This window comes from Nannocystis exedens, from assembly GCF_002343915.1.
GTDB lineage: Bacteria > Myxococcota_A > Polyangia > Nannocystales > Nannocystaceae > Nannocystis > Nannocystis exedens.
In genome coordinates this window covers 7,024,018-7,049,557 of record NZ_NETK01000001.1, presented here as the reverse complement: position 1 = coordinate 7,049,557, position 25,540 = coordinate 7,024,018, and the positions used below count along the sequence as shown (strand labels likewise).

At 70.9% G+C, this 25,540-nt stretch carries 17 protein-coding genes and 1 tRNA gene; 5 read left to right on the top strand and 13 right to left on the bottom strand.

All coding sequences use genetic code 11. From position 1 onward, the window contains the following. Nucleotides 1-73 precede the first annotated feature (73 nt). The gene (dnaJ, locus tag NAEX_RS27760) at nt 74-1,192 is read right to left on the bottom strand and encodes a molecular chaperone DnaJ (RefSeq protein ID WP_096333751.1); all 1,119 of its coding nucleotides are present in this window, start codon (nt 1,190-1,192) and stop codon (nt 74-76) included. A gap of 150 nt (nt 1,193-1,342) precedes the next feature. Here dnaJ and NAEX_RS27755 point away from each other — a divergent pair, with 150 nt between their 5' ends. From NAEX_RS27755 to NAEX_RS27740, 4 genes are all read left to right on the top strand, one after another. Beyond that, nucleotides 1,343-1,975 carry a hypothetical protein gene (locus NAEX_RS27755; protein WP_096330498.1) on the top strand — a complete coding sequence of 211 codons (633 nt, stop codon included), beginning with the start codon at nt 1,343-1,345 and terminating at the stop codon, nt 1,973-1,975. 47 nt (nt 1,976-2,022) lie between these two features. After that, nucleotides 2,023-2,118: transfer RNA gene (locus NAEX_RS27750), tRNA-Sec, on the top strand. An 18-nt stretch (nt 2,119-2,136) separates the two neighbouring features. Beyond that, complete coding sequence (locus NAEX_RS27745; protein WP_096330497.1) at nt 2,137-4,440, top strand: hypothetical protein; 2,304 nt, start codon at nt 2,137-2,139, stop codon at nt 4,438-4,440. Nucleotides 4,441-4,542: 102 nt separating this feature from the next. Beyond that, complete coding sequence (locus NAEX_RS27740) at nt 4,543-6,195, top strand: zinc metalloprotease (protein ID WP_096330496.1); 1,653 nt, start codon at nt 4,543-4,545, stop codon at nt 6,193-6,195. 143 nt (nt 6,196-6,338) lie between these two features. On the opposite strand, the gene NAEX_RS27735 is transcribed toward NAEX_RS27740, so the two are convergent. From NAEX_RS27735 to NAEX_RS27680, 12 genes are all read right to left on the bottom strand, one after another. Continuing rightward, nucleotides 6,339-8,687 (bottom strand): FG-GAP repeat domain-containing protein, encoded by a 2,349-nt coding sequence (locus NAEX_RS27735; protein ID WP_170136062.1) that lies wholly within the window; start codon nt 8,685-8,687, stop codon nt 6,339-6,341. A gap of 164 nt (nt 8,688-8,851) precedes the next feature. After that, nucleotides 8,852-11,368, bottom strand: coding sequence for an FG-GAP repeat domain-containing protein (locus NAEX_RS27730; RefSeq protein ID WP_170136061.1), 2,517 nt, complete (start codon nt 11,366-11,368; stop codon nt 8,852-8,854). A gap of 382 nt (nt 11,369-11,750) precedes the next feature. Then, nucleotides 11,751-13,385, bottom strand: a complete 1,635-nt coding sequence (locus NAEX_RS27725; protein ID WP_096330493.1) for a mucoidy inhibitor MuiA family protein — start codon at nt 13,383-13,385, stop codon at nt 11,751-11,753. Nucleotides 13,386-13,388: 3 nt separating this feature from the next. Beyond that, complete coding sequence (locus NAEX_RS27720; RefSeq protein ID WP_096330492.1) at nt 13,389-15,674, bottom strand: DUF4139 domain-containing protein; 2,286 nt, start codon at nt 15,672-15,674, stop codon at nt 13,389-13,391. Nucleotides 15,675-15,871: 197 nt separating this feature from the next. Beyond that, nucleotides 15,872-18,025 carry a catalase gene (locus tag NAEX_RS27715; RefSeq protein WP_096330491.1) on the bottom strand — a complete coding sequence of 718 codons (2,154 nt, stop codon included), beginning with the start codon at nt 18,023-18,025 and terminating at the stop codon, nt 15,872-15,874. 183 nt (nt 18,026-18,208) lie between these two features. Beyond that, complete coding sequence (locus tag NAEX_RS27710; protein ID WP_096330490.1) at nt 18,209-19,267, bottom strand: agmatine deiminase family protein; 1,059 nt, start codon at nt 19,265-19,267, stop codon at nt 18,209-18,211. 38 nt (nt 19,268-19,305) lie between these two features. Next, nucleotides 19,306-19,722: a molybdopterin-dependent oxidoreductase gene (locus NAEX_RS27705; RefSeq protein WP_170136060.1), complete on the bottom strand. Its 417-nt coding sequence runs from the start codon at nt 19,720-19,722 to the stop codon at nt 19,306-19,308. Nucleotides 19,723-19,766: 44 nt separating this feature from the next. Then, nucleotides 19,767-20,108, bottom strand: a complete 342-nt coding sequence (locus NAEX_RS27700) for a hypothetical protein (RefSeq protein ID WP_096330489.1) — start codon at nt 20,106-20,108, stop codon at nt 19,767-19,769. A 121-nt stretch (nt 20,109-20,229) separates the two neighbouring features. Then, entirely contained in the window at nt 20,230-21,171 is a 942-nt protein-coding gene (locus NAEX_RS27695) for a hypothetical protein (protein WP_143141608.1), read from the bottom strand. Between the two features lie 330 nt (nt 21,172-21,501). Next, nucleotides 21,502-22,146, bottom strand: coding sequence for an agmatine deiminase family protein (locus NAEX_RS27690; protein ID WP_096330487.1), 645 nt, complete (start codon nt 22,144-22,146; stop codon nt 21,502-21,504). A gap of 38 nt (nt 22,147-22,184) precedes the next feature. Further along, nucleotides 22,185-22,601 (bottom strand): molybdopterin-dependent oxidoreductase, encoded by a 417-nt coding sequence (locus NAEX_RS27685; protein ID WP_170136060.1) that lies wholly within the window; start codon nt 22,599-22,601, stop codon nt 22,185-22,187. Nucleotides 22,602-22,645: 44 nt separating this feature from the next. Continuing rightward, nucleotides 22,646-22,984, bottom strand: a complete 339-nt coding sequence (locus tag NAEX_RS27680; RefSeq protein ID WP_096330485.1) for a hypothetical protein — start codon at nt 22,982-22,984, stop codon at nt 22,646-22,648. Between the two features lie 121 nt (nt 22,985-23,105). Here NAEX_RS27680 and NAEX_RS27675 point away from each other — a divergent pair, with 121 nt between their 5' ends. Next, a complete protein-coding gene (locus NAEX_RS27675) occupies nt 23,106-25,259 on the top strand; it encodes a PD40 domain-containing protein (protein WP_143825641.1) in 2,154 nt (717 codons plus the stop codon). The last annotated feature ends 281 nt before the right edge of the window (nt 25,260-25,540 follow it).

The window sequence follows — 25,540 nt, the reverse complement described above, 5'->3', positions numbered from 1 at the left end:
CGCACATGCACTCAGGGACATGCCCGAAGGGGCATGCCCGGACGGGCACGCCCCTCGCGCGCCGCCGGCGGGCTCAGCAGCCGCGCTTGCGCCGGCGCAGGCTGCTGAAGAAGCCCTTCTTCGGCTCGGCGACCGACTCGCCGCCGAGCTCGGCGAGCTCGCGCAGGAGGTCCTCCTGGTCGCCCGACAGCTTGGTCGGCACGGTGACCTCGACGTGGATGTGGTGGTCGCCGAAGCCGCGCCCGCCGATCACCGGCACGCCCTTGCCCTTGCGGGTGATGACGTGGTTCGGCTGGGTGCCGGCCTCGAGCTCGAGGTCGATGTCGCCGGACAGGGTCGCGGCCTTGACGGTGCAGCCGAGCGCCGCCTGGACCATCGAGATCGTGACCTTCGAGTGGACGTCGTACTCGTCGCGCTGGAACCGCTCGTCGGGCTGGACGGCGACCTCGACGTAGAGGTTGCCGGGCGGGCCGCCCTTGACGCCGGCCATGCCGCGGCCGGGGATCCGCAAGGTCTGGCCGTCGTCGACGCCGGCGGGGATGTTGACCTTGAGGGTGGCCTCGCGCTGGACCGCGCCGGTGCCCGAGCAGGTCTTGCACGGCGAGGTGATCATCGACCCCTGGCCCTGGCAGCGCGGGCAGGTGGTCTGGATGGTGAAGAAGCCCTGGCGGTGGATCACCTGTCCGTGACCGCCGCACTGACTGCAGGTTTGCGGCCTGGTGCCGGGGGCGGCGCCGCTGCCGTTGCAGTCGTCACAGGCCTCGCGGCGCTGGACCGTGAGCTCGCGCTCGACGCCGGACACCGCCTCGGCGAACGGGATGACCACGCGGGTCTTGAGGTCCCCGCCGCGCTGCGGGCCGTCGCGACGGCCGCCGAACCCGAGGTTGCCGAACAGGTCGCCGAACAGGTCGCTGAAGCGGCTGAAGATCTCGTCGGTGCCCTGGAAACCGGAGAAGCCGGCGCGCGACGGGCCCTCGTGGCCGTATTGATCGTAGAGCCGACGCTTGTTGTCGTCGCTCAGCACCTCGAACGCCTCGGCCGCCTCCTTGAACCGCTCCTCGGCCTCGGGGTTGCCGGGGTTGCGGTCGGGATGCCACTGCATCGCCGCCTTCCGATAGGCGCGCTTGATGTCGGGCGCAGGAGCCGTTCGTTCGACCCCGAGAACCTCATAGTAATCGCGTTTTGCGGGCACCGCGCGCGAGAAGCTAAACACCTGAGTGGTCGCTGTCAACGACGGCTCCCCCGAGTCGGCGGGGGCGGCCGTGCGGACCGCCACGCGCTCAGCGGAGCGCGCGCGGCGATGACGCTTGTGGTAGCGTGGCGCCCCCGAGGACACTGCCCGATGCACAAGACTGCTCTCATCCGCGCGCTCGTAGCGACCACCTGCGCACTCCCGGTCCTCGCCGCCGGGTGCAAGGAAGAACCGATCCCGCTGTTCGACGAGCAGGGCACCTGGGTGCTCTCGCTGTTCGCGCTCGAGGACGGCGACGTCATCGGCGACTTCGGCTCCGGCCTGCGTCAAGAGAAGTACATGATCTTCTTCGACAAGGAGGCGAAGGTCGTGGCCGCCGCGGCGTGCAACGACTCGATGGGGGACCAGGGCCTGAAGTCGAGCCAGTGCGACCTGAGCAAGGAGCAGGGCGGCTACTACTGCCGCTGCTTCGAGTACGAGTACGACGAGACGCTGATGACCTGGACCGAGTTCGTGCCCAAGGGCCAGCCGGAGCCGCCGCAGCCGAGCGAGGAGGACATCGCCGCCGGCGTGGTGCCGCCGAAGGAGGGGGTCCGGATCCAGCTCGAAGAGTACAGCCCGGAGACGTACAACGAGACCTACCGCTACACGCCGCTGCCGTTCGGCGTGTTCGACAGCAACGGCGTGACCTCGCAGTACGTCTTCCAGGGCCGCAGCGAGGCGTTCTTCGACGTGACCGGCTGCCGTGAGGTGTGCGGCATCGCCGGCGAGCCCGAGATGTGAGCCCCGCGCCGTTCCCTCGCCGGAGCGCTTCCGCTATCCTCGCCCGCGGAGGCGCTCGGCTCGCTGGTGCGGCCCCCGGTCTTCAACACCGGAGTGGGGTGCGAGGAGCGCCCTGGGCAGGTTCGATTCCTGTGCGCCTCCGATCTCCTCGGCACTGACGCATGTTCGATCCCACTTCCGGCCTGCTCGCGCTCCTCGTCGCCGTCTTCGCGTCCGCCGGCCTGCTGGTCGCCGCCCTCGGCGGCGCCCCGCAGCTCCGCGGCCTGGCGCAAGCGTTCCGCCCCAGCCGCGCGCGGCTCCGCCTGTGGGCGGGCGCCGGCCTCGGCGCGGTCGTCGGGGCCGCGTTCGCGCTCGCCGTCGGCGGCCCCGGCGCGCTCGCCTGGTGGTGGCTCGCCGGCCTGCTCGGCGCCGGCCTCCACTGGGCCGAGGCGCGCCTCGGCGACGGCGAGGCCGATGACGTGTCCCGAAGTTCCGGTCGCTTCGGACATGTCTTGAAGTTCCTGTCCGCGTGCGCAGGTCTTGCCGCCGCCCTCGCCGCCGGCGGGCTGCTGCTCGCCCAGCAAGGCGGCGAGGTCCTGCGCGACGGCCTCGGCCTGGCCCCGTGGGCGGCGGGTCCGCTGCTGGCCGCGATCGTGCTGGCGCTCGCGCTGGTCGCTCGTCGTCGGCCCGACGGCGACGACCTCGCCGGCGTCGGCCTGCTGGCGGGCTTCGCCCTGGTGGCGTGGGCCACCCTGGCGCTGGCCGCCCTGCTGGCCGCCCCGGGCGCGCTCGCGGCTGGCCTTTCGACCATGGTCGAGGAGGCATGGACCGGCGAGGCCGCGCTGGCCGGCGCGCTGGCGGCCGCGGGCCAGGCTGTCCTTTGGAGCAGCTTCGCGGCCGGCCCCGGCACGGGCGGCGCCGAAGGCGGCGACCCGGCCGAACCAGCCGAGCGGGTGGTGGCCGTCGCCCCGCTGACGGCCGCCGCGGCCACCCTCGCCGGCCTGCTCGTGCTCGCGGGCGGGGACCCGCGCGCGCCGGTGTTCTCGGTCGAGCCGAGCGCGCTGCCCGGCGCCCCGGCCGGCGCGGTCGCGCTCGAGCAGCACCTCGGCGTCGGTCTGCAGCCGAGCGACTACGGCCAGACCATCGTGCTCGCCGACGGCCTCGGCCTCGAGCCGGGCAAGCGCTACGAGGTCGTGCTGCGCGCCGACCCGCGCGGGCACCGGGCCGGCGAGATCATCCCCGGCGACAACCTCGTGGTGGTGCCGGCCTACGCCGTCGCGGCCGACGTCGACACCGTCATCCTGCGCGACAAGGACCCGGCGCGCGCCGGCAACCCCGGCTTCGACGTCCACGTCGCCTGCACGCGCGAGCACGTGAAGACCCGCGTCGGCGAGTTCTACAAGCTGCGCCCGCGCGACCCCAACATCAACCTGTTCCAGCTCATGCGGGCGCGCGACCTCGACGGGCCGTACGTGCCGCTGCGCGACTACCACTTCGTCGCCAGCGTCCGCGCCACCGTCACGCTCGGCAGTAACCAGACCCGCCACCTCCTTTACGAGGAGCCGCGCCCCGACGACGCCCCGGCCGACCCCAGCCTGCGCGAGCTCGTCACGCTCAACTACGCCGGTCCGTACCTCGACCCCGGCGGCGCGACCGAGGCTCCGCCGCTCGCCTTCGTCGGCGCGCCGGGGGCCGCGCTGGCGCTCGACCAGCGCGTCCACCTCCGCCTCGACCCCCCCACCCGCGGTCTGGAACTCGGGTTCGTCAATCGCCTCGGCGAGCTCGAGGTCCCGCCGTGGGATCTGCTCGCCGGCGCCACGTTCGCGGTGCTGCCCCACCGCGACGATCCGCAGCTCGACCTGCGCGTGCCGGTGCAGAGCCGTCTCGCCTTCGGCCGCCTGCGCTTCACCAGCGCCGACCCCGCGATCGCGTTCAGCGAGCTGGCCAAGACTCACCCCGAGCACGGGGTCCCGCGCCTGGTGCCGCCGAGCCACCGCTTCGCCGCCGAGGTCCGGGCCCCCACCCGCGTGCCGCCGCCGCGCCCCGCGGGCTTCGTGTTGATTCCGCTTCACCGCGACCTGCGGCCGACCGGCAACCCCGGCTACTCGCTGTACACCCCGCACCCGGCCGAGCTGCTGCTGGCGGGCATGCAGGCGCCCGTGCGCGACCAGTTCGGCGCCGCGCAGGTGCTGCCCGGGCTGCACGCCGCGCTGGGCCAGGCGGGGTCGGTGGCCGGCGGTCTCGTGCTCGGCGCGCTCACCCTCGCGGGGCTGATGTTCTGGCTGCGACGGAGCCAGCGCTTCGCCGCGCGCTGCTTCGGCGGCGGCGAGGCAGGGGCCGCGCTCGTGTTCCTCGTCTGCGTCGTCGCCGGCCCCGCGTGCGATCCGGCCGCGCTGCTGCGGATCGCCGTGCCGAGCGTGGCGCTCTGCGCTGTGCTGGGACTCACCGGCATCCTCGTCCGGCTGCCCCAGTTGCGACGGCGCTGAGCGCACGCGCCGGGCCGCTCGGCCTCGGGGTCTTCACAGGCCCTAGCACTGCGACGGCTCGCCGCGCTTGTCGGGCCCGCGCGCGCCGGATAGCGTGTCCGTATGACGCGCCCCCAGCTCTCGATCTCCGCAGCCCTCGCGCTCGTGCTCGCCCCTGCGTGCGGCGACAGCACCGGCGCCACTTCCACGGACGGCCCGGCCTCCAACGTCAACGTGACCGACGACGAGCCCGAGGGGGCCACCGACAGCGAGTCGGACGGCTCCGAGCCGACCACCACGGACGCGCCCGAGCCGTTCGTGCCGGTGCCGGCGGTCGGCGGCATCGAGCTCGAGTGGGTCGAGGCCAACCAGGGCATCGGGGTGGCGATCGGCCGCGACGGCGCGGGCGTCGGCGGGTCCGACCGCACCTCGTACCTGCTGCAGAACCGGCTCACGCTGATCCGCGCGTTCTGGAAGAAGCTGCCCGAAGACTGGGTCCCGCGCCAGATCGAGGCCCGGCTGATCATCAGCGGCTACCCCGAGGGGGAGAAGGTGCTGACGAGCAAGGTGGTGGTCGAGGGCGACTCGTTCGTCGGCAACCTCGAGAAGAGCTTCTACTGGGGGCTCATGCCGGCCGAGGTGATCCCCGGGCTCAAGTACCGCATCGAGCTGTGGGAGACCGAGAAGGGCTGGGCGCAGATCGATCCGGCCACGCAGCCCGGCAAGAACCCGCCCAACCTGCCGCTGTCGGGCAACGCCTTCATCGGCATCGAGGACAGCTACCAGGTCTTGAAGGTGACCATCGTCCCGTACAACTACAACTTCGGCGGCTGCGTCACGACGCCGGACACGTCGGCGGAGACGATGAAGAAGTTCGAGAACTACATGTTCATGATGAACCCGATCGAGAAGCTCGAGATCACGATGCACGAGCCGATCGATTGGCAGGGCGAGCTGACGCACTTCGGCCAGCTCAACCAGTTCATGGTCGACCTGCGCCAGCAGGACGGCGCGCCGCCGGAGCAGTACTACTTCGGCTACGTCGACGTGTGCTCGAGCGGCCTCGGCGGCGCCGGCGGGCAGGCGATCGACATCCCGAGCGGCGCGCTCAAGTCCGACGCGTGGAAGCGGATCTCCTCGGGGCTGTCGCTGCCCGGCAACGTCGAGTACGCGGCCGAGACCTTCGTCCACGAGGTCGGCCACTCGCAGGGCCGCTACCACATCGCGTGCAACGGCGAGGCCGGGACCGACAACACCTATCCGATCCCGGGCGGCGACATCGGCGAGTGGGGCTTCGGCATCACCAACTTCAAGCTCTATCACCCCACCGTCCACAAGGACTACATGACCTACTGCCACCCGGTGTGGGCCTCGACGTTCGGGTGGAACAAGGTCTACCCGACCATCCAGCAGCTCAGCTCGTGGGACATGTCCGGCGCGCCCGCGCCCGAGGACGACGGCGCGATCCTCCTCGGCATGGTCTACCCCGACGGCACCGAGTCGTGGATCACCACCCCCGGCGCGGTCGACGAGAACAACCTCAGCGCGGTGCAGAGCGTCGAGTTCTTCGCCGGCGGCGAGCAGCTCGCCGTCCACGCCGCCGAGGTCCGGCCGCAGCCCGACAGCGACGTCGTCAACATCGTCGTCCGCCTGCCCGAGGGCTTCGATGACGTGACCCAGATCGCCCGCGTCGACGGGGCCCGCCGCACCGTCACCAAGGCCGAGCACATCAAGATCAGCCACAAGTACAAGTCGCTGCCGCTGACCGACAAGTAGCGGCTCGGTTCACTCTTTGTCCGAAGGGACATGTCGCGCGCGACATGTCCCTTCGCGCATTGTCGGCATCGAAATAGTTTTAAAAAGTGGAAGGGCCCCGGCGCGGGTGCGCCGGAGCCCCTCGGGTCAGGCGAGGCCTGGACTCACGCGCGCTTGCGCGAGCGGCGGACGCCGAACACGCCGAGCAGCAGCAGCGAGCCCCAGAGGCCGCGGGTGCCGCTGCCGTCGGCGACGCAGCCGCAGCCGTCGTCGTCGAGCTGGCACTGGCCGTCGGCGCCCGGGGCGGCGCCGTCGGGGCACTGGCCGTCGCTGTCCGTGGCAGTATCGCCGCAGTCCTCCGGGCAGGTCTCCTCCTCGCCGGGGTCGCACACGCCGTCGCCGCAGACGGGGCAGTCCTCCGGGCAGGTCTCGCCGCCGGTCGGCTCGCACACGCCGTCGCACTCGCCGCTGGTGTCGCCGCAATCCTCCGGGCACACCTCGCCGTCGTCACAAGTGCCGTCGCCGCACACCGACCCGGAGTCGCTCTCCGAGTCGGGGCAGTCCTCGGGGCACACCTCGTCGGGGTCGCACACCCCGTTGCACGGGCAGTCCTCGGGGCAGATCTCGTTGTTCTCGGCCGGCTCGTCGCACGTGCCGTTGCCGCAGGTGTTCTCGCACATCACGCAGGTCGGCGAGTCGTCGTCGCAGGCCTCCCACTCCTGCACGACCCCGTCGCCGCAGTCGTCCGGGTCGACCTGCAGCTCGACCGAGAACGGGCCGACGCAGGTGCGATTCTCGGCGGCATCGATGGCGCAGTACTGCCAGGTCAGCGTGTCGGTCTTGCTGCCGTTGTAGGGCACGGTGAAGCCGACCCGCCACAGCGCCTCGCCGAACCAGATCGACGGGGCGATGAACTTCTTCGGGTCGTCGTCCGCCATCGTCACCAGCTCTTGCGGGTCGGCGAGGCCGAGCGCGAACTCCATGTACGGCAGGCGGCGGCCGTGGGTGGTGAGGGTCGCGCCGTCGCCGGTGAGCTTGAGGCTCGTCAGGTTCGGGTCGAACCAGTAATCGTGCCAGTGGCTCGGCGTCTTGTAGTCGTTGACGCGGGCCTCGAAGCCGGCCTCTTGCCCGAAGAACAGCAGCGTGCCGAGCTTGTCCTCGAGGTTGTCGTCGTAGATCCGCGGCGGCTGCGTGTCGACCGGCACGCCGTCGGCCGGGTCGTCGCGGCCGAACAGCACGAAGTTCGGCAGGCCCGCGTCGCGCGTGGCCAGCGCGACGTCCTCGCGCTTGTCGTGGTTGAAGTCGGCGAACATCAGGCCGAACGTCTGCGCCAGCTCCGGCACCACCGGGAAGGCCGCGTCCATCGGCACCGAGGCCGGCGTGAACTTGCTGCCGTTGTTGAGGAACAGCCGCGAGTTCTTGTCGTTGGGCCCGAGGCGCAGGCCGGTGGTCACGAAGTCGGGCGTGCCGTTGCTGTCGAAGTCGAGCGTCGCGGCGTCGAAGTCGAGCTTCGGCGGGTTGTGCACGATCTCCCAGAAGCCGGCCGGGTTGTCGGCGAAGTCGCCGCTGCCGTCGTTGATGATCACCGAGTTGCGCTTGGCGCAGTAGTCGATGCCCATGATGTCGACGCAGTTGCCCATCTGGCCGACGCCGTCCTGCAGCGTGACGACATCGATGAAGCCGTCGCCGGTGAAGTCCATCGGCGTGAAGGCGGCGTTGACCTGCTTGGCGACGTTGCTCTCGAGCGCGGCGATCGGCAGGTGGGTGAAGTTGCCGTCGCCCCCGTTCTTGAGCACGATCGCCCAGCCGACGCCGCGGGTGGCGACCAGCACGTCGAGCGCGTAGTCGTTGTCGATGTCGGCCAGCTCGAGGTCGAACGACCAGACGGCCCAGCTCTCCATGCCCATCGGCAGGTTGGCGGCGCCGTCCTCGAAGGTGCCGTCGCCGTTGCCGAGCCACAGGCGGAGCGACGCGCCCTGGTCGACCGGGTCGCCGTAGGGCTGGCTCGAGCCCCAGTCGGTGGCGACGATGTCGAGGTCGCCGTCGCCGTCGACGTCGCCGAGCTCGAGGTCGCCGATGCTCTTGTTGAGGCTGGGGGCGATGTCCTGGCGGGTGAAGGCGCCGCCGCCCTCGTTGACGAGGACGTAGCTCTGGCCGGTGTAGTTGACGCCGACCACGAGGTCGGCGTCGCCGTCGCCGTCGATGTCGCCGGCCTTGATCGCGTAGGCGTTGTCGGGCTCGTCGAACACGCCGCCCTGGGCGGTGAAGCCGGTGCCGGCGTTGTTGACGAACAGCTGGTTCGGCTGCGCGTTCTGGTCGCCGCCGGTGTTGTCGCCCGAGCTGTTGGCGAACACGACGTCGACGAAGCCGTCGTTGTTGATGTCGACCAGTTCGACCTTCTGGGTGATGAGCCCGGTGTCCGGCAGGGTGATGCCGGCGTCGAGCGCCCACGGGGCCGCGCCGGCCAGCGCCGGCAGCAGCGCCGTCGACACGGCCGTGACGGCCTGGAGCACGCGACCCGGACGAGGACAGGAGATGGACCTAATGCGAGCGTCGAACATGGCGTTTCACTTTCAAGCGAGGGACGAAATCGTCAGCGAAAGACAGGTCAAAATCGAACGGGGCCGAAGGCGCGGGCGGACGAGCCGCCGGGCCCTCGGCCCCGGTGGTGCCGGCACTACGCGCGCTTGCGGAAGCGACGCACGCCGAACACGCCGAACAGCAGCAGCGACGCCCACAGCCCGCGCGTGCCGTCCTCCGGCTCGGCCACGCAGCCGCAGCCGTCGTCGTCGAGCTGGCACTGGCCGTCGACGCCGCCGGCCGTGTCGGGGCACTCGCCGTCGCTCGCCGACGCGCCGCTGCAGTCCGCCGGGCAGTTCTCCGCGTTCTCCGGCGGGTTGGTGCAGATGTCGTCGCCACACACCGCGCAGTCCTCGGGGCACGACATCGGCGTCTCGTTGGCATCACAGACGCCGTTGCCACAAACGCCGCCGTCCGTCGGCTCGGGCAGGCAGTCGTCGGGGCAGTTCTCCTCGTTCTCGGGCGGGTTCTGGCAGATGTCGTCGCCGCACACGCCGTCGTAGTCGCAGTCGTCGGGGCAGTTGGTCGCGTCCTCCGGCGGCTCGCAGGCCCCGTCGTGGTCGCACGGCCCGCAGTCCTCCGGGCAGTTCTGCTCGTTCTCCGGCGGGTTCTGGCAGGTGCCGTCGCCGCACACGCCGTCGTAGTCGCAGTCGTCGGGGCAGTTCTGCGCGTCCTCGGGCGGCTCGCACGCGCCGTCGTTGTCGCACGGCCCGCCGCAGTCCTCCGGGCAATTCTCGGCGTTCTCGTTCGGGTCGCAGGTCCCGTTGCCGCAGGTCTCCTCGCACTCGACGCAGGTCGCCGAGTCGCTGTCGCAGGTCTCCCACTCCTGGACGACGCCGTCGCCGCAGTCCTCCGGGTCGACCTGCAGCTCGACCGAGAACGGGCCGACGCAGGTCTTGTTCTCGGCGGCGTCGATGGCACAGTACTGCCAGGTCAGCGTGTCGGTCTTGCTGCCGGCGAAGGGCACGGTGAAGCCGACCCGCCACAGCGCCTCGCCGAACCAGATCGATGGGGCGATGAACTTCTTCGGGTCGTTGTCCGCCATCGTCACCAGCTCTTGCGGGTCGGCGAGGCCGAGCGCGAACTCCATGTACGGCAGGCGGCGGTTGTGCGCCGTCAGCGTCGCGCCGTCGCCGGTCAGGTTGAGCGCGGCGAGGTTGTTGTCGATCATGAAGTCGTGCCAGCGGACCGGGGTCTTGTAGTCGTCGACGCGCGCCTCGATCCCGGCCTCCTGGCCGAAGAACAGCAGCGTGCCGAGCTTGGCGGCGAACCCGTCGTCGTAGATCCGCGGCACCGTGGTGTCGACCGCGACGCCGTCGGTCGGGTCGTCGCGGCCGAACAGCACGAAGTTCGGCAGCGCCGCGTCGCGCGAGGCCAGCGCGACGTCCTCGCGCTTGTCGTGGTTGAAGTCGGCGAACTGCAGGCCGAACGTGAACGCCAGCTCGGGCACGATCGGGAACGCCGCGTCGAGCGGGACCGACGCCGGCTCGACCGCGGTGCCGTTCTTGTTGAGGAACAGCCGCGAGTTCTTGTCGTTCGGCCCGAGGCGCAGGCCGGTGACCACGAAGTCGGGGCGAGCGTCGTTGTTGAAGTCGAGGGTGGCGGCGTCAAAGTCGAGCTTGGCCGGGTTGTTGACGATCGCCCAGTAGCCGCCCTGGTTGTCGGTCGGGTAGTTGCCCATCCCGTTGTTGATCAGGACGGAGTTGCGCTTCGCGCAGTACTGCACGTTCATGATCTCGATGCAGTTGCCGCCCTGGCCGACGCCGTCCTGCAGCGTGATGAGGTCGATGAAGCCGTCGCCGTTGAAGTCGCTCGGCGTGAACGAAGAATTGACCTGCTTGGCGATGTTGACCTCGAGCGCCGGCACCGTCAGCTTGGTGAAGGTGCCGGTGCCGTCGTTCTGCAGGCCGAAGCCGAAGCCGACGCCGCGGTTCGAGACCAGCACGTCGAGCGCGTAGTCGTTGTCGACGTCGACGAGCTCGATGTCGAACGACCAGGCGGACCAGGTCGCCATGCCCATCGGCAGCTGCGGGTCGCCGTTGTCGAAGGTGCCGTCGCCGTTGCCGAGCCACAGGTGCAGCGAAGCGCCCTGGTCGACCGGGTCGCCGTAGGGCTGGCTCGAGCCCCAGTCGGTGGCGACGATGTCGAGGTCGCCGTCGCCGTCGACGTCGCCGAGCTCGAGGTCGCCGATGCTCTTGTTGTTCCCCGGCCCGATGTCCTGGCGGGTGAACTCGTTGTTGCCCTCGTTGAGGAGGACGTAGCTCTGGCCGGTGAAGTTGACGCCGACCACGAGGTCGGCGTCGCCGTCGTTGTCGAGGTCACCGGCCTTGATCACGTAGGCGTTGTCGGCCTCCTCGAACACCGAGCCCTGCTCGGTGAAGCCGGCCCCGCCGTCGTTGATGAGCAGCTGGTTGGGCTGGGCGTTCTGGACGCTGCCGGTGTTGTCGCCCGAGCTGTTGGCGAACACGATGTCGACGAAGCCGTCGTTGTTGACGTCGACCAGCTCGACCTTTTGCGCCACGAAGCCGCCGTCCGGGAGCTGCACGTTCGCATCGAGCGCCCACGGAGCCGCGCCCGCGGCCGACGGCATCAGCGCCGCCGTAAGGGCCGTCACGACCTTGAGACTCCGGGAGAGGGGTTGAGACTTCGGCAGACGGACGAACTGCATGATGTTTGAACCTTCAATCGGGGGGAACAAAGTCGAGGCAGACCCGACGGGGCCGCCCGCGACGCGGCCCTGGAGCGCCGTAGCCAGCATAAGAAGGGTCTCGCGCCGGCGTCCAGTAAAGAGTGAGGTCACGCGCGGTCTCGAGCCTCCGGGCTTACACCCCTGCGCAATGGGAAAACCGGACGCCGGGCCCTTGGAACAGGCGACGTCCGTGTGACACATCGGCGGCCACGCCGCGACCACCTGTCTGCAAGAACAGGTGACCTCAGGCGCGCTGGGCGCTACGCACCCCCCGGACCTGCACCCGCGGTCCGACGTCGCGGAGGTCTCAGATCCCGACGACGTCGCCGTGCTTGCGGACGACGTAGCCGAGGCTGAGGCTTGCGCGCCCGTAACCCGGCAGCTCGACCTTCCAGCGCACCAGCCCGTTGCTGTCGGGCCGCGCCCGATCGCTGGTGCTCGCCGCGTCGACCTCGATCTTCACCTTCTCGAGCTCCGACACCGGCACCCGTTCGCTGACCTGCACCGTGCGGGGCTGCGGGCCGAGGTTGCTGAGCTTGACCTCGATCTTGTGGATCTGCGACGTCCAGCCCGACAGCATCGCTCGCTCCTCGCGCGCCTGCGTCACCGTCCGCTGCACCCGCACGGCCCCGTCCGGGCCCCAGCCGATGGCGAAGTTCTCGTGCGGCGCGATGAACAACACGCTGGTGCGACCGACGAACCCGCCGTTTTTGATCAGGTCGACCGGGCCGGCGAGGATCGGGTGATGCAGGCGGTCGTTGACGTGCGTGGTCTTCAGGATCACCGCCTCGGCGAGCTCAGCCATCAGCACGTACTCGCTGGTGGTCTTGAGCGTCCCGCTCATCAGCGGCACGCGGTACGGCCGCCCGTCGCTCGGCACGCTGGCGCGGGCGGCGGCGCGCAGGGTCAGCACCTCGCCGCCGTCGTCGATGCCGGGCAGGTCCTGCGAGCGCTGCTTCGGCGCCGCGCCGAGCCCGGTGGTCTGCACCTCCTGCTCGCGCGCCTCGACGACGATGGCCTCGCTCTTGCGCTGGACGAACAGCACGTCGCTGGCGAGCTGCGGCGGCTCGGTGCCGAGCGACGGCCGCTCGGTCGAAAAGACGAGCTGCACGTCGCTCCAGTCCTCGCCGGTGTTCTGCCACACGCAGCCCTCGCTGCTGAAGTGCAGCACCGGGTCGGCGCCCTTGACCAGCTCGACCAGCTGCGCGCGGTGGTACGGCCGCCAGCACGCGCCCGGGACCACGTAGTCGACCTGCACGCCGTAGACGCCGGCGGCCGCGACCCACACCTCGATCACGACCTCGGCCGCGACCGCGTCGCTGACCTGCGAGGTCGCGCCGATCCGCTGGTTCAGGCGCTTGAGCTCGTGCTCGACCTCGGTGATCTCGAAGTCGAGCTCGAGCCGCTTTTGCCGGGCCTCGCGCTCGCGCGCGGCGACCCGCTCGAGCGCCTCGGCCCACTTCGCCGGCTCGTCCTGGCCGTAGCAGACGTCGACGCCGATGTCCTGGATCGTGACCTCGCCGACCCCGGCGAGCGCCGCCTCGTGGCGCTGCGCCAGCTCGCGCGCGGCCTGCAGCTCGGCTAGCCTCTGGGACAGGCGCTCGCGCTCGCGCTGCAGCTCGCGCGCGCGCTCGGGCTTGTCGTCGCCGAGCACCAGCTTCGAGCGGCGGACCCGCACGTCGCTGACGCGCTCGCGCGCGCCGTCGCCGGTCTTCTGGCCCTGCGGGACGATCGCCGCGCACAGCGTCTTGTCGGCCAGCACCGGGGCGACGCCGGCGATCCGCAGGCGCGTGAGGCCGGCGCGCAGCTCGAGCGCGGCGCGGCGGACGACGTGGGCGCGGTCCTCGAGGACGGTGACCTCGACGATCGGGGCCTTGAACTCGACCGGGGCGATCGACGGGGTGGCGGGCTCGTGCTTGTCGATGACGGAGGGCTCGGACATGACTCACTCCCGGCGGTTGCCGCCGACCAGTTCCTTCTTCGCGGAGATCCGGACCACGTAGGTCGCGCTGAGCTTCTTCTGCTGGCCGGCGGGCACCTGCACGCGCCAGCGATGGCCGCCCTGGAGCTCGTAGTGCTCGGGCTCGAACGGGGCCCAGGCCGGCTCGACCGCGCCGACGTCGATCTGGATCTCGTCCTCGCGCTCGCGCAGGCTCGGCAGCCGCTCCTGCACCTCGACCTCGACCGGCCGCGCCGAGCGGTTGGCGACCTCGATCTCGATGTCGTGGCGCAGCGACAGCGAGCCGCCCATCAGTCCGGCCGCCTCTTCCCTGTAGTGGGTGTTGCGCGAGACCTTGATCGCCTGCTCGACGCCGAGGCCGATCTGCACCTCGCCGCGCGGCGGGGCGACCTTGAGGTCGGCCGACAGCAGGTAGTCGCCGCCGACGTAGATGTCCGCCGGACCAGGCAGCAGCGGCGCGTCGAGCGGGTTCTTCAGCTTGACGAAGCGGTACACGTCGGTGCTCTCGCGCGGCACCACCACGTAGCCGAGCTGGATCGGCGCCTGCTGCTTGAGCAGCGGCACCGAGTGGTAGTCGCCGTCGGACGGGATGTCGATCGGCGTCTCGGCGGCGTACACGTAGTCGAAGCCGAACCACGACTCGGCGAACCGGTGGCGCGGCGGCAGCCCGCGGGCGCCGGCCTGCTGCGCCCGCGCCACCGCGCCGTCGATCAGCGACACGACGTCGATCTCGCGCGTCACCTCGCGCACCCACAACATCTCGAGGTAGCGCTCGCGCCGGTGCGACAGCGTCAGCACGCCGCGCCGGCTGGCCTCGGGGCCAGGCATGCGCAGGTCGCCGTACGCGAGCTGCTCCGGCGCCGCTTCGTGCTCGGGCTCCGGCTCGAGCCGCGCCAGCCCGCCGCGCGGCGCCCCGCCGCCCCCGCCCTCGGACCCGCCGAACAGGCCCGCCAGGGCCCCGCCGGCGTCTGCCAGCGCCCCGCCGAAGCCGCCGCCCTTGCGCTGCGCCGCGGCGAACGTCATCGCCTGCGGAGCCGCGGGGGTCGGCGGTGGCGGCGGAGCGGGCGGCGGCGGGGCCGAGCGCATCGGCGGCGCCGTCGGTCGCGCCGGCGCGCCGACCTTGGCCTCCAGCCGCGGGCCCCCGGGCGGCGTCGGCTGGTTGCGCGCCTGCTCGAGCTGCTGCAGCTGCGAGAGCAGCTGTCGCTGCTGCGGGCTCACCATCCCGCTCTGCGTCACCGCGCTCGGCATGTCGGCGGCCAGCGTGTCGATCTCGCGGTCGACCCACTCGTCGCTCGGGGCCGGCTCGGGCGTCGGCTTGCGCCGCGGCGGCCCGGCGCCGGCGAGGAAGCGGTCGTAATCGGCGTACAGCTCCGCGGCTCCGGCCGGCGGCGCCCGCCAGCCGCGGCGCTGCGGCGGCGGTTGGCGGCGACCGATCCGCAACGCCTGCATCTCCGGGAGCTCGACCCATCGCTGGGCGTCCGCGGTCGCCAGCGTGAGGCGCACGCCGGTCCAGTCCTCGCCGGTGTCCTGGGCCACCACCGCGCGCACCGCCACCGTCGCGCGGGCCATGTCGCGGCTCAGGCTCACCGCGTAGGCCGGGGCCCAGCGGGCGCCGGGCACCATGTACTCGAGGATCACGCGCACCGGCGTCGTCGGCACGTCGTGCGCGCGCAGGCTGATGAGCGCCGCCTTGCGCAGCTCGTGCGGCTTGGCCTGGCGCGCCTTCGAGGCCGCCTGGCGCCGGGTTTCGAGGTGCTCGCGGCGCTCCTCGGCCTGGCGCTGCTCGCCGTGGAGCTGTTGCAGCTGCACGTCGATCGCCGCCAGCTGCTGCTGCTGGAACTCGATCAGCGACAACCTCGCCGTCGTCGGCGACGGTAGCGGCGAATGCCCGCGCTTGTTGGCCGGGCGCTCGAACACCTGCAGCCGCTCGATGCGGGCCCGCTGGGCCTCGAGGTGAGCGCGGCGGTCGGCGAGCGAGCGGACCTCGCGGCGGGCCTGCTTGAGCTCGGCGTCGTCGGGCGGCGGCAGGGCCGGGTCGGGCACCGCGAGGTCGAGCGCGACCCGCAGGTCCACCGCCACCGGCAGCTCGCCGCCCTCGCCCTCGACGCGCACGCGGACCGAGCCGTCCTCGAGGCTCAGCGGCAGCCCGAGCACCTTGACCTGCGGCGGGACCGGCTGCGCCGCCAGCAAGATCGCCGAGCGACAGACCAGCGCGCCCTGGCGATACACCGTGACCGAATCGATCCGCGAGGTCAGGACGGGGACGTTCATACGCCGGCGGATTATGCCCGCGTCTCGGCCGGCGATCGTCGGCCGACCGACGCGACGCCGCGAGTCGCGGCGAAATCGCCGTTCCACGCGGTTCCACGGGCTCTGCGCGGGCCCACGCGCCGCGAGTGCGACGCCTCCGCGCCCGGGCACGCGGGCGAGCGCGAGCCGCAGCGCGGCCGCGCTCGTCCGCGGGGCGATCACGCCGGCACGCGCTCGACGCTCTTGCGGTCGAAGAAGCGGTGGGCCGCGATCGCCTTGACGAACTGCTGCGCCACCTGCTGCGCGTCGGCCGGCTTGCGCGAGCCGACCACACCTGGCTCTTTGAGCAGGTCGTTCTCGGTCCCGCCCGGCGGCACGATGCCGCTGGCGAGCAGCAGGTCGAGACCCTCGCCGGTGGCCGCGAGCGGCTTGTAGTGGGCGAACGCCTCGGCGACGAAGTGGAGCGCCAGGCCCTCCTTCTTCAGCGCCGCCGCGCTGTCGGCCCCGCCGGGCACGTAGACCGCGTCGTAGAACACCGACGCCGCGGTCTTGAGCGACTTCTGCGGCGCGAGCTGCTTGCCGTCGCTGCGCTTGACCGGCGCCATCGACGGCGCGACGACCTCGACGAGCGCGCCGCCGGCGGTGAGCGCCGCCTTGATCGCGTCGACCTGGGCCCCGTCGACCCCGTCGGCCACCAGCACCGCGATCTGGCGGGTCTGGATGGTGTCCTTGACGGTGTGGGCCATGCTGAGCTCGGGCGCCTTGATGTTCGCGTAGTCCTGGCGCAGGCCCGGCGGCGACGTCACGCCGTACTTGGCCCACTCGGCCTTGAGGCGCTTCATCGCCGACGCGGGGTCGTCGACGGTGAGGCCGAGGTTCTTGGCCACGCGCTCGGCCAGCTGGACGTCGACCTGGGTCAGCAGGTCGATCATCCGCTTCCGGATCGCCACCGTGTCGACCATGCTGAGCTCGAAGCTGAACGCGTCGACGATGTGCTGCTTCTCGGCGTCCGACTGGTTGCGCCAGAACAGCTCGGCCTGGCCGAAGTGGTCGCCGAACCGCGGGCTGCGCTCACGGACCTTCTTGCCCTCCACCTTCTCGGGGAAGGTGTTGAAGCCCCGGGCGCCGGCGTGGAACGGGCAACCCTTCGCCAGCGAGTTCGGCGAGTAGGCGACCGGCCCCTTGTTGATCATGTGGCGCATGTGCCCCTCGCGCTGATTGTTGACGATCGCGTTCTCGGGGCGGTTGATCGGCAGCTCGTGGAAGTTCGGGCTGCCGAGGCGGCTCAGCTGGGTGTCGAGGTACGAGAACAGTCGGCCCTGCAGCAGCGGGTCCTCGGAGAAGTCGATGCCCGGCACCAGGTGCGACGGGCAGAACGCTACCTGCTCCGTCTCGGCGAAGAAGTTGTCGGGGTTGCGGTCGAGCACCAGGCGGCCGACCTTCTGCAGCGGCACCAGCTGCTCCGGCCACACCTTGGTCGGGTCGAGCACGTCGAACGGGAATTGGCCCTCCTCGCCCTCGGGGATGGTTTGGATGGCGAAGTCCCACTCGGGGTACTGCCCGCGCTCGATCGCCTGCCACAGGTCGAGGCGGTGGTAGTCGGGGTTCTTGCCGCTGATCTTCTGCGCCTCGTCCCACACGACCGAGTGGAGGCCGAGCTTCGGCTTCCAGTGGAACTTGACGAAGTGGGCCTTGCCGTCCTCGTCGATCAGGCGGAACGTGTTGACGCCGAAGCCCTCGATCATGCGCAGGCTGCGGGGGATCGCCCGGTCGGACATCACCCACATCAGCATGTGCGTGCTCTCGGGGGTCAGCGACACGAAGTCCCAGAACGTGTCGTGGGCCGAGGCCGCCTGCGGGATCTCGTTGTGCTGCTCGGGCTTCACCGCGTGGATGATGTCCGGGAACTTGATCGCGTCCTGAATGAAGAAGACCGGGATGTTGTTGCCGACGAGGTCGAAGATGCCGTCCTCGGTGTAGAACTTGACCGCGAAGCCGCGCACGTCGCGGGCCAGGTCGGTCGAGCCGCGCGAGCCGGCCACCGTCGAGAAGCGGACGAACACCTTCGTCTTCTGCCCGACCTTGCGCAGGAACTTGGCGGTCGTGAATTTCTTTAGCGACTGCGTCACCTCGAAGTAGCCGTGGGCCCCTTCGCCGCGGGCGTGGACCACCCGCTCGGGGATCCGCTCGTGGTCGAAGTGGGTGATCTTCTCGCGCAGGATGAAGTCTTCGAGCAGCGTCGGGCCGCGCGGGCCCCCCCTCAGCGAATTGTTGTCGTCGCCGACCGCGACCCCCTGATTCGTCGTCAAGTCCGGGCAATTGCCGGGGCCACGCGGCGCCTCGTCCTTCTCGTTGCGATCGTCCGTCGACATCTCGTCCTCCCTTGGGCCGTCCGTGCCAGCGACGCGACGGCCGCCCTCCTTAGCACCCTGGTCGATCGGTGCAACCGCGCCCGCCGCGAACGACGCCGGCCGAGACTCTCGGGGCCGCTCGACGAGGCCGCGCGCAGCCGACCGCCGCGTCCGCGCGGCGCCATCGATCTGTCCTTCAGGACATCAGCCGGCGGTGCTCGGACCCAAGCACAGCGGCCGCGGCAGTTGCATCGTCAGGCAGTGCAGGCTGCCGCCCTGCTCGATGAGCGGCAGGCAATCGACGCCGACCACCTCGCGGCCGGGGAACGCCTCGGCGAGGCGCGACAGCGCCTCCGCGTCGGCCGGGTCGTCATACGTGGGCACCAGCACCGCGCCGTCGATCACCAGGAAGTTGGCGTAGGTCGCGGGCAAGCGGCGCCCGCCGAGGCCGAAGCGCGGGCGCGGCCACGGCAGCGGCACCAGCTCGTAGGGTTCGCCGCTCAGCGTGCGCAGCGCGGCCAGCTCGGCGGCCATCGCCTGCAGCTCCTCCCAGTGCGAGTCGGCGTTGTCGGTGCAGCTCTGGTACGCGATCGTGCGCGCGTCGCAGAAGCGGGCCAGGGTGTCGATGTGGCCGTCGGTGTCGTCGCCCTCGAGCCAGCCGCGGCGCAGCCACAGCACCCGCTGCGCGCCGAGGTGCCGGCGCAGCGCCGCCTCGAGCGCCGGCGCGGCGAGCCCGCTGCGGTGGTCGGACAGCAGGCAGCGCTCGGTCGTCAGGATCGTGCCCTCGCCGTCGGACTCGACGCTGCCGCCCTCGAGCACCAGCGGCACGATCTCGAGCGGCGCCGCGGCGAACGCCCCGAGCGCGTGCAGCCGCTGCGGGATCACGTCGTCCCGGGTCGCCGCGAACTTGTCGCCCCAGCCGTTGAACACGAAGTCGAGCACCCGCGGCGCCCCGTCGACCATCACCGTCAGCGGCCCGTGGTCGCGGGCCCAGGTGTCGTCGCACGGGACCGCGTGCAGCACCGCGCGCGCGTCGTCGACCCCGGCGCGGCGCAGCAGCGCGCGCACGTGGGCGGCCAGCGCGGCGTCGTGGCACGCGATCACCGCCACCTCGCGCAGCGCGATCTGCCGCGCGATCTCGACGAACACCGGCTCGACCTGGCGCAGCGTCGGCCCCCAGTCGCTGCCCGCGTGCGGCCACGTCAGCAGCACCCCGGCCTGCGGCGCCCACTCCGCCGGCAGCACACGTGTCTCTTCGACCATGTCCCTTCGCCCCTGTCTTTTAAAACCTGTCTCTTCGCTCAGGGCACCGCCGCCGGGACCGCCCGCGCCGCGATCACCTGCCGGATCGACAGCCCCGGCGAGCCGGGCACGATCAGCCGCAGCGGCCCCTCGTCGGGCGGCAGCCCGAGCGCGACGATCACGTCGTCGCGCCCGACGGTGGCCGCGCTCACCGTCTGCTTGTAGCCGTCGGCGGCGATGACCTCGACGTCGACCCCGGACGCCACGCCCGCGGCCAGCAGCGCCTCGCGCAGGCGCGGGCCGGCGTAGCGCTTGTCGCCGACCGCGACCTCGATCTGCGGCAGCTCGGCCAGGCGCGCGGCCGCCAGCGACTCGGAGCGCGACCCCGTCTGCACCTCGAGCGCGCCGGCCGGCGGCGTGGCGGAGCAGGCGGACGCGGCGAGCACGGCGGCGAGGGCGAGCGCGGGGCGGAGCATGCGCGCGAGCATATCCGCGCCCCGTGCGGCGGGCAAGGTGCGGCTCAGTCGACGCGCTCGATCGCCGTGCAGTCGCTGGTCACCTGCGCCTTCTGCTTGCCCTGGATCGGCTGGTACGTCGCCAGCAGCTCGCCGTCCTTGCCGAGCAGGAAGAGCTGTTCCGCGCCGCCGGTGATCGTCTCGCGCGCAGCATTGAGCAGGAGGACCTTGCGCCCGCTGCCCGCCGCGGCACCGACCTCGACGGTGACGTCGTTGCCGCAGGCGTTGAAGATCGAGACGTGGAACTCGGTGACCGACGACGACGGCGGCGGCGCGCTCGTGGTGGCGGGTTTGTCACAGCCGACGACGGACAGCAGCAGCAGGGGGATGATCGGGGCCAGACGCATGGGCAGATCCTCTCGCCGCCCACTCTATCAATTCGTGGCGCCCGCGCCTGCGCTGTCCGACCACCCAGCCTCGGCACTCGCCGCGCCGCTCAGGATTCATGCTCTTGTCAGGACTCGTGAGCTATCGAAGCTTTAGGTGCAGTTCACCCGCGAGCGAGGGATCTGGCGTCAGCGAGACCGTGAGTACGTGGCGCCCCGGCCAAAGGACACCCGGGGCTGATTGACCTTCGCTGGCGAGGATGACATTGGAAGAACCCTTATCACCGACCGGACACGAATCGAGCATGGCGAAAAGCTCGTCTCCGCCGCCGGCCGAGGAAATCGTCATGCGCGAATTCCCCTGCTGCACGACGTCGAGCGAGAAGGCCGTTCGAAAGGTCCCGGAGATCCCGAAAGTCACCCCATCACCGCAGGCCCAGGACAACGTCGTGTCAAGAGAGCCCAGACCATCCCACTGGATCGTCGGGGAGTCGGCACATAGTGGATCGACACCGTGACCCACGACAGGAGCCATAGACGCATCCTCGAGGAAATCATCCAGAGATGTGCCGAACACCTCCTTGTATGCCGCGGCAAGTTGGGCGAGACCATCGTCGTAATCCAGGCGGGACCGAAAGTCGACGTACTGAGCCATGCTGCCGCGGGCGAGCAGCGCGCCGACGAAGTGCATGGATAGGACACCTCCTGGGTGTCGGCCTGGTGCGACGCCGGCTTTGAAGACCGCCGGAAACTCCGGGAGGACCTCCGCGCTTGACCATGCCGTGCTCAGGTAGTTCGCCATTCCCTCCTCGAACACTGGATGAGAGCGTCCGAGCGCGGGAATCTCGACGGCATGAACGAGTTCGTGCAAGAGATCGAGCTCGGTCGAATAGACGACCCCGTGCCCGTCGGGACCGTCCCGCTCGAAGCAGCCGAGCGCATTCGGGGGACAGATCCACGTGTCCTCGCTGTGGAGCGCCCGTGGAACCCAAACGTAATGGATCGGCGTAGATGGCGGGTCGAGCTCCAGCGTCTCCGCGACGAACTCGACGAATCGGTCCATCGAGGCCAGCTTGTCGCTCATGCAGACCACAGCCTCGTCGCTGAGGCCGTCCGGATACACCCAGGTGTGATACTCGATGTATTGACTTGAAGCGACGGTGGCCGGGAGGCCCGGCTCGCATACGTCGCAGGCCGACAACAAGCACAGACTTGAGAGCCGGCGCAGGCGCGCAGGGCGCCAACGAGAGCGGGGTGTCGTCGGCTGAGGCACGGCGTGGATCAGAGGAAACGCGCCGTGAAAGACCAACTGCCCAGAAGATCTTGATCGGCGTGCGAGATCTCTAGCACGCCGTTGTCGAGCGTGCCAAACACAAAGTTGCTGATCGGGTAGACTTCGTCGTAGCTGCCGTTCTCACCGAAGGGCTCTGGCGTCCCTGACACCGTCCCGGCGATCCGAAGGTAAATGCTCCCGGGCGGGAAGATCACGTCCTCGGTGCTCGGCAGCCTCGAGCGCCGGCGCGGCGAGCCCGCTGCGGTGGTCGGACAGCAGGCAGCGCTCGGTCGTCAGGATCGTGCCCTCGCCGTCGGACTCGACGCTGCCGCCCTCGAGCACCAGCGGCACGATCTCGAGCGGCGCCGCGGCGAACGCCCCGAGCGCGTGCAGCCGCTGCGGGATCACGTCGTCCTTGGCCGCCGCGAACTTGTCGCCCCAGCCGTTGAACACGAAGTCGAGGACCCGCGGCGCCCCGTCGACCATCACCGTCAGCGGCCCGTGGTCGCGGGCCCAGGTGTCGTCGCACGGGACCGCGTGCAGCACCGCGCGCGCGTCGTCGACCCCGGCGCGGCGCAGCAGCGCGCGCACGTGGGCGGCCAGCGCGGCGTCGTGGCACGCGATCACCGCCACCTCGCGCAGCGCGATCTGCCGCGCGATCTCGACGAACACCGGCTCGACCTGGCGCAGCGTCGGCCCCCAGTCGCTGCCCGCGTGCGGCCACGTCAGCAGCACCCCGGCCTGCGGCGCCCACTCCGCCGGCAGCACACGTGTCTCTTCGACCATGTCCCTTCGCCCCTGTCTTTTAAAACCTGTCTCTTCGCTCAGGGCACCGCCGCCGGGACCGCCCGCGCCGCGATCACCTGCCGGATCGACAGCCCCGGCGAGCCGGGCACGATCAGCCGCAGCGGCCCCTCGTCGGGCGGCAGCCCGAGCGCGACGATCACGTCGTCGCGCCCGACGGTGGCCGCGCTCACCGTCTGCTTGTAGCCGTCGGCGGCGATGACCTCGACGTCGACCCCGGACGCCACGCCCGCGGCCAGCAGCGCCTCGCGCAGGCGCGGGCCGGCGTAGCGCTTGTCGCCGACCGCGACCTCGATCTGCGGCAGCTCGGCCAGGCGCGCGGCCGCCAGCGACTCGGAGCGCGACCCCGTCTGCACCTCGAGCGCGCCGGCCGGCGGCGTGGCGGAGCAGGCGGACGCGGCGAGCACGGCGGCGAGGGCGAGCGCGGGGCGGAGCATGCGCGCGAGCATATCCGCGCCCCGTGCGGCGGGCAAGGTGCGGCTCAGTCGACGCGCTCGATCGCCGTGCAGTCGCTGGTCACCTGCGCCTTCTGCTTGCCCTGGATCGGCTGGTACGTCGCCAGCAGCTCGCCGTCCTTGCCGAGCAGGAAGAGCTGTTCCGCGCCGCCGGTGATCGTCTCGCGCGCAGCATTGAGCAGGAGGACCTTGCGCCCGCTGCCCGCCGCGGCACCGACCTCGACGGTGACGTCGTTGCCGCAGGCGTTGAAGATCGAGACGTGGAACTCGGTGACCGACGACGACGGCGGCGGCGCGCTCGTGGTGGCGGGTTTGTCACAGCCGACGACACACAGCAGCAGGGGGACGATCGGGGCCAGGCGCATGGGTAGATCCTCTCGTCGCCCACTCTATCAATTCGCCTCGTCGCGCGTACACGTGTCCTGCGCCGGCGGTCGGCCGCAAGCCCCCTTGACGGGCGGCGCGCGGGCGCGTCTTGTGGGCGCCATGCATTCATTACGGACCGTCGTACCTCGCCTGTCGCTCCTCCTGTGTCTCCCCGTGGTCGCCTGCGGCGACTCGAGCGGCAACGTCACCGACTCGGGCCCCGGCGCCACCACCGCCGGACCGACCAGCACCGCCACCGAGCCCACCGCCACCGGCCCCACCACCGCCGGCCCCACCACCGATAGCCCGCCCACCTCGACCAGCACCCTCGGCACCGACACCGCCACCGGCACCGAGACCTCGCCCGGCACCGACACGGTGGGCACCGAGACCTCGCCCGGCACCGACAGCACCGACGGCACCGTCACCGACACCACGGCCACCTCGCAGACCAACACCGGCACCGACACCGGCAACGGCGCCCTCGACATCAACCCCAAGGACGTCACCCTCGAGATCATCGACGGCGCGATCGTCACTCAGGCCTTCACCGCGACCTACAACGGCGTCGACGTCACCGGCGACGTCGCGTGGAGCTACAACAAGCCGGAGATCGGCGAGATCCAGGTCAACGCCGAGTTCGTCCCGACCGGCACCCTCGGCGGCACCGGCACCCTCAAGGCCACCTACCAGGCCGACCAGGCCGAGACCTCCGTCTCGGTCAAGATCATCAAGAAGCTCGACCCCGGCGGCCTCGAGCCCGGCTGGGGCAACCCCGTCGGCCCCGACCCGTCGATGACGATCGTCTATCCGTACAACGAGACGGTCTTCCCGCTCAAGGTCGCTGCCCCCGTCGTCCAGTGGAACAACGTGCAGAACGGCGACCAGTACAAGCTGCACATCAGCGAGCAGTTCTACGACTACACCATCTACTTCACCACCAACGTCCCCGCGCGGCACCTCATCGACGCCGCCGAGTGGATCGCGATCTCCGAGTCCGGTCAGGGCGCCCAGAGCGACCCGATCAGCGTCGAGCTCCAGCGCAAGAGCGGCAACAACGTCTACGAGTCGGTCAAGCAGACCTGGCGCATGGCCCAGGCGCGCCTGCCTGGCCGCGTCTACTACTGGGAGCTCCCGGGTCAGTGCGGCGGCAACGCCAACGGCCGCGTCCTCAGCATCAAGCCGAGCGAGGCCCAGGCCAACGAGTTCTTCCAGCCCGGCTTCTGCTGGGGCTGTCACACCGTCAGCCGCGACGGCCGCACCGTCGCCGTGGTCGCCGACAACGGCAACATCCCGTTCCCGACCTTCACCATCGACGTCTCGCAGGAGCCGGCCGTCTACGGCAACATCCAGCCGAACCCCGGCCTCGGCGGCACCTTCAGCGCCTTCAACCACGACGGCACCAAACTGTTGCAGTCCAACGACCCGATCGACGCCATCAACTCGGTGCTGCGGGTGATCGACGTGATGAACGGCCAGGTCTTGAACCCCAACGTGCTGATGCCCGGCTGCGGCGAGCCGGCCTGGTCGCCCGACGGCAAGAAGATCGCCGCCACCTGCGGCTACCCGAACGGCGGCTGGACCTTCGACCAGAACCAGGCCGACCTCGTGGTCGCCGACGTCAACCCCGACGGCATCACCGTCACCAACCAGAAGGTCATCGTCCCCAAGGGCAACGACGTCGGTCGCCCGGCCTACCCGAACTTCTCGCCCGGCAACGAGTGGATCGTGTTCGGCCGCCCGACCCAGGGCGCGCGCTCGACCGGCAACGGCAAGCTGTTCCTCGTCGGCACCGAGGGCAACGACCTCGTCATGCTCGAAAAGGCCAGCTCCGACAACAAGAGCTTCAACCCGACCTTCGCCCCGCTCCGCGCCGGCGGCTACTTCTGGGTCGTCTTCATGTCCCGCCGCGACTACGGCAACACCCTCGTCGGCGCCAACCGCCAGCAGCTCTGGATCACCGCCATCAACGATCCGCCGAACGCCGGCACCGACCCGTCCAACCCGCCGTTCTACGTCCGCGGCCAGGAGGACTGCGCCCTGTCCGAGAACGCCTACTTCGCCCCCGACCCCTGCATCGAGGAGCCCAACAAGGTCTGCGAGTCCGGCATCGACTGCTGCTCCGGCCACTGCATCCAGATGGGCGAGATCAAGGTCTGCGGCGAGAAGGGCCCCTGCAGCGAGCCCGGCAACGCCTGCGAGTCCGACGCCGACTGCTGCGAGCCCGGCACCCCCTGCATCGACGGCTACTGCCAGCAGGTCTTCCCGCAGTGACGTGATATGTCCTTCGGGACATATCATGGCATGACCGCCCGCCGGCGCGGATCCGCGCCGGCGGTCGCGCTTTCTCCCACCCCGACATGTCCTCCGGGGCCTGTGATGATTTCGCGCCCTGTCGCGCGCTCGAGGGGACGCCACGCGCGCCTACAGGGGGATCCACCCGTCCGCCAATTCGACCGTCGCGCCGGCGCGCGTGCGCGCGGACGGTTTCGGGCTGCGCCTCGCGACCTGTCCCGAGCAACAGCCGACGTCGCTTGACGGCCGGCCGGCCTGCG

Excerpts from the sequence above, each read along its gene's own strand:
- NAEX_RS27755 (WP_096330498.1), top strand. The coding sequence starts at position 1,343 with ATGCACAAGACTGCTCTCATCCGCGCGCTCGTAGCGACCACCTGCGCA.
- NAEX_RS27745 (WP_096330497.1), top strand. The coding sequence starts at position 2,137 with ATGTTCGATCCCACTTCCGGCCTGCTCGCGCTCCTCGTCGCCGTCTTC.
- NAEX_RS27740 (WP_096330496.1), top strand. The coding sequence starts at position 4,543 with ATGACGCGCCCCCAGCTCTCGATCTCCGCAGCCCTCGCGCTCGTGCTC.
- NAEX_RS27725 (WP_096330493.1), bottom strand. The coding sequence starts at position 13,385 with ATGTCCGAGCCCTCCGTCATCGACAAGCACGAGCCCGCCACCCCGTCG.
- NAEX_RS27720 (WP_096330492.1), bottom strand. The coding sequence starts at position 15,674 with ATGAACGTCCCCGTCCTGACCTCGCGGATCGATTCGGTCACGGTGTAT.
- NAEX_RS27715 (WP_096330491.1), bottom strand. The coding sequence starts at position 18,025 with ATGTCGACGGACGATCGCAACGAGAAGGACGAGGCGCCGCGTGGCCCC.
- NAEX_RS27710 (WP_096330490.1), bottom strand. The coding sequence starts at position 19,267 with ATGGTCGAAGAGACACGTGTGCTGCCGGCGGAGTGGGCGCCGCAGGCC.
- NAEX_RS27705 (WP_170136060.1), bottom strand. The coding sequence starts at position 19,722 with ATGCTCCGCCCCGCGCTCGCCCTCGCCGCCGTGCTCGCCGCGTCCGCC.
- NAEX_RS27700 (WP_096330489.1), bottom strand. The coding sequence starts at position 20,108 with ATGCGTCTGGCCCCGATCATCCCCCTGCTGCTGCTGTCCGTCGTCGGC.
- NAEX_RS27695 (WP_143141608.1), bottom strand. The coding sequence starts at position 21,171 with ATGAGCGACAAGCTGGCCTCGATGGACCGATTCGTCGAGTTCGTCGCG.
- NAEX_RS27690 (WP_096330487.1), bottom strand. The coding sequence starts at position 22,146 with ATGGTCGAAGAGACACGTGTGCTGCCGGCGGAGTGGGCGCCGCAGGCC.
- NAEX_RS27685 (WP_170136060.1), bottom strand. The coding sequence starts at position 22,601 with ATGCTCCGCCCCGCGCTCGCCCTCGCCGCCGTGCTCGCCGCGTCCGCC.
- NAEX_RS27680 (WP_096330485.1), bottom strand. The coding sequence starts at position 22,984 with ATGCGCCTGGCCCCGATCGTCCCCCTGCTGCTGTGTGTCGTCGGCTGT.
- NAEX_RS27675 (WP_143825641.1), top strand. The coding sequence starts at position 23,106 with ATGCATTCATTACGGACCGTCGTACCTCGCCTGTCGCTCCTCCTGTGT.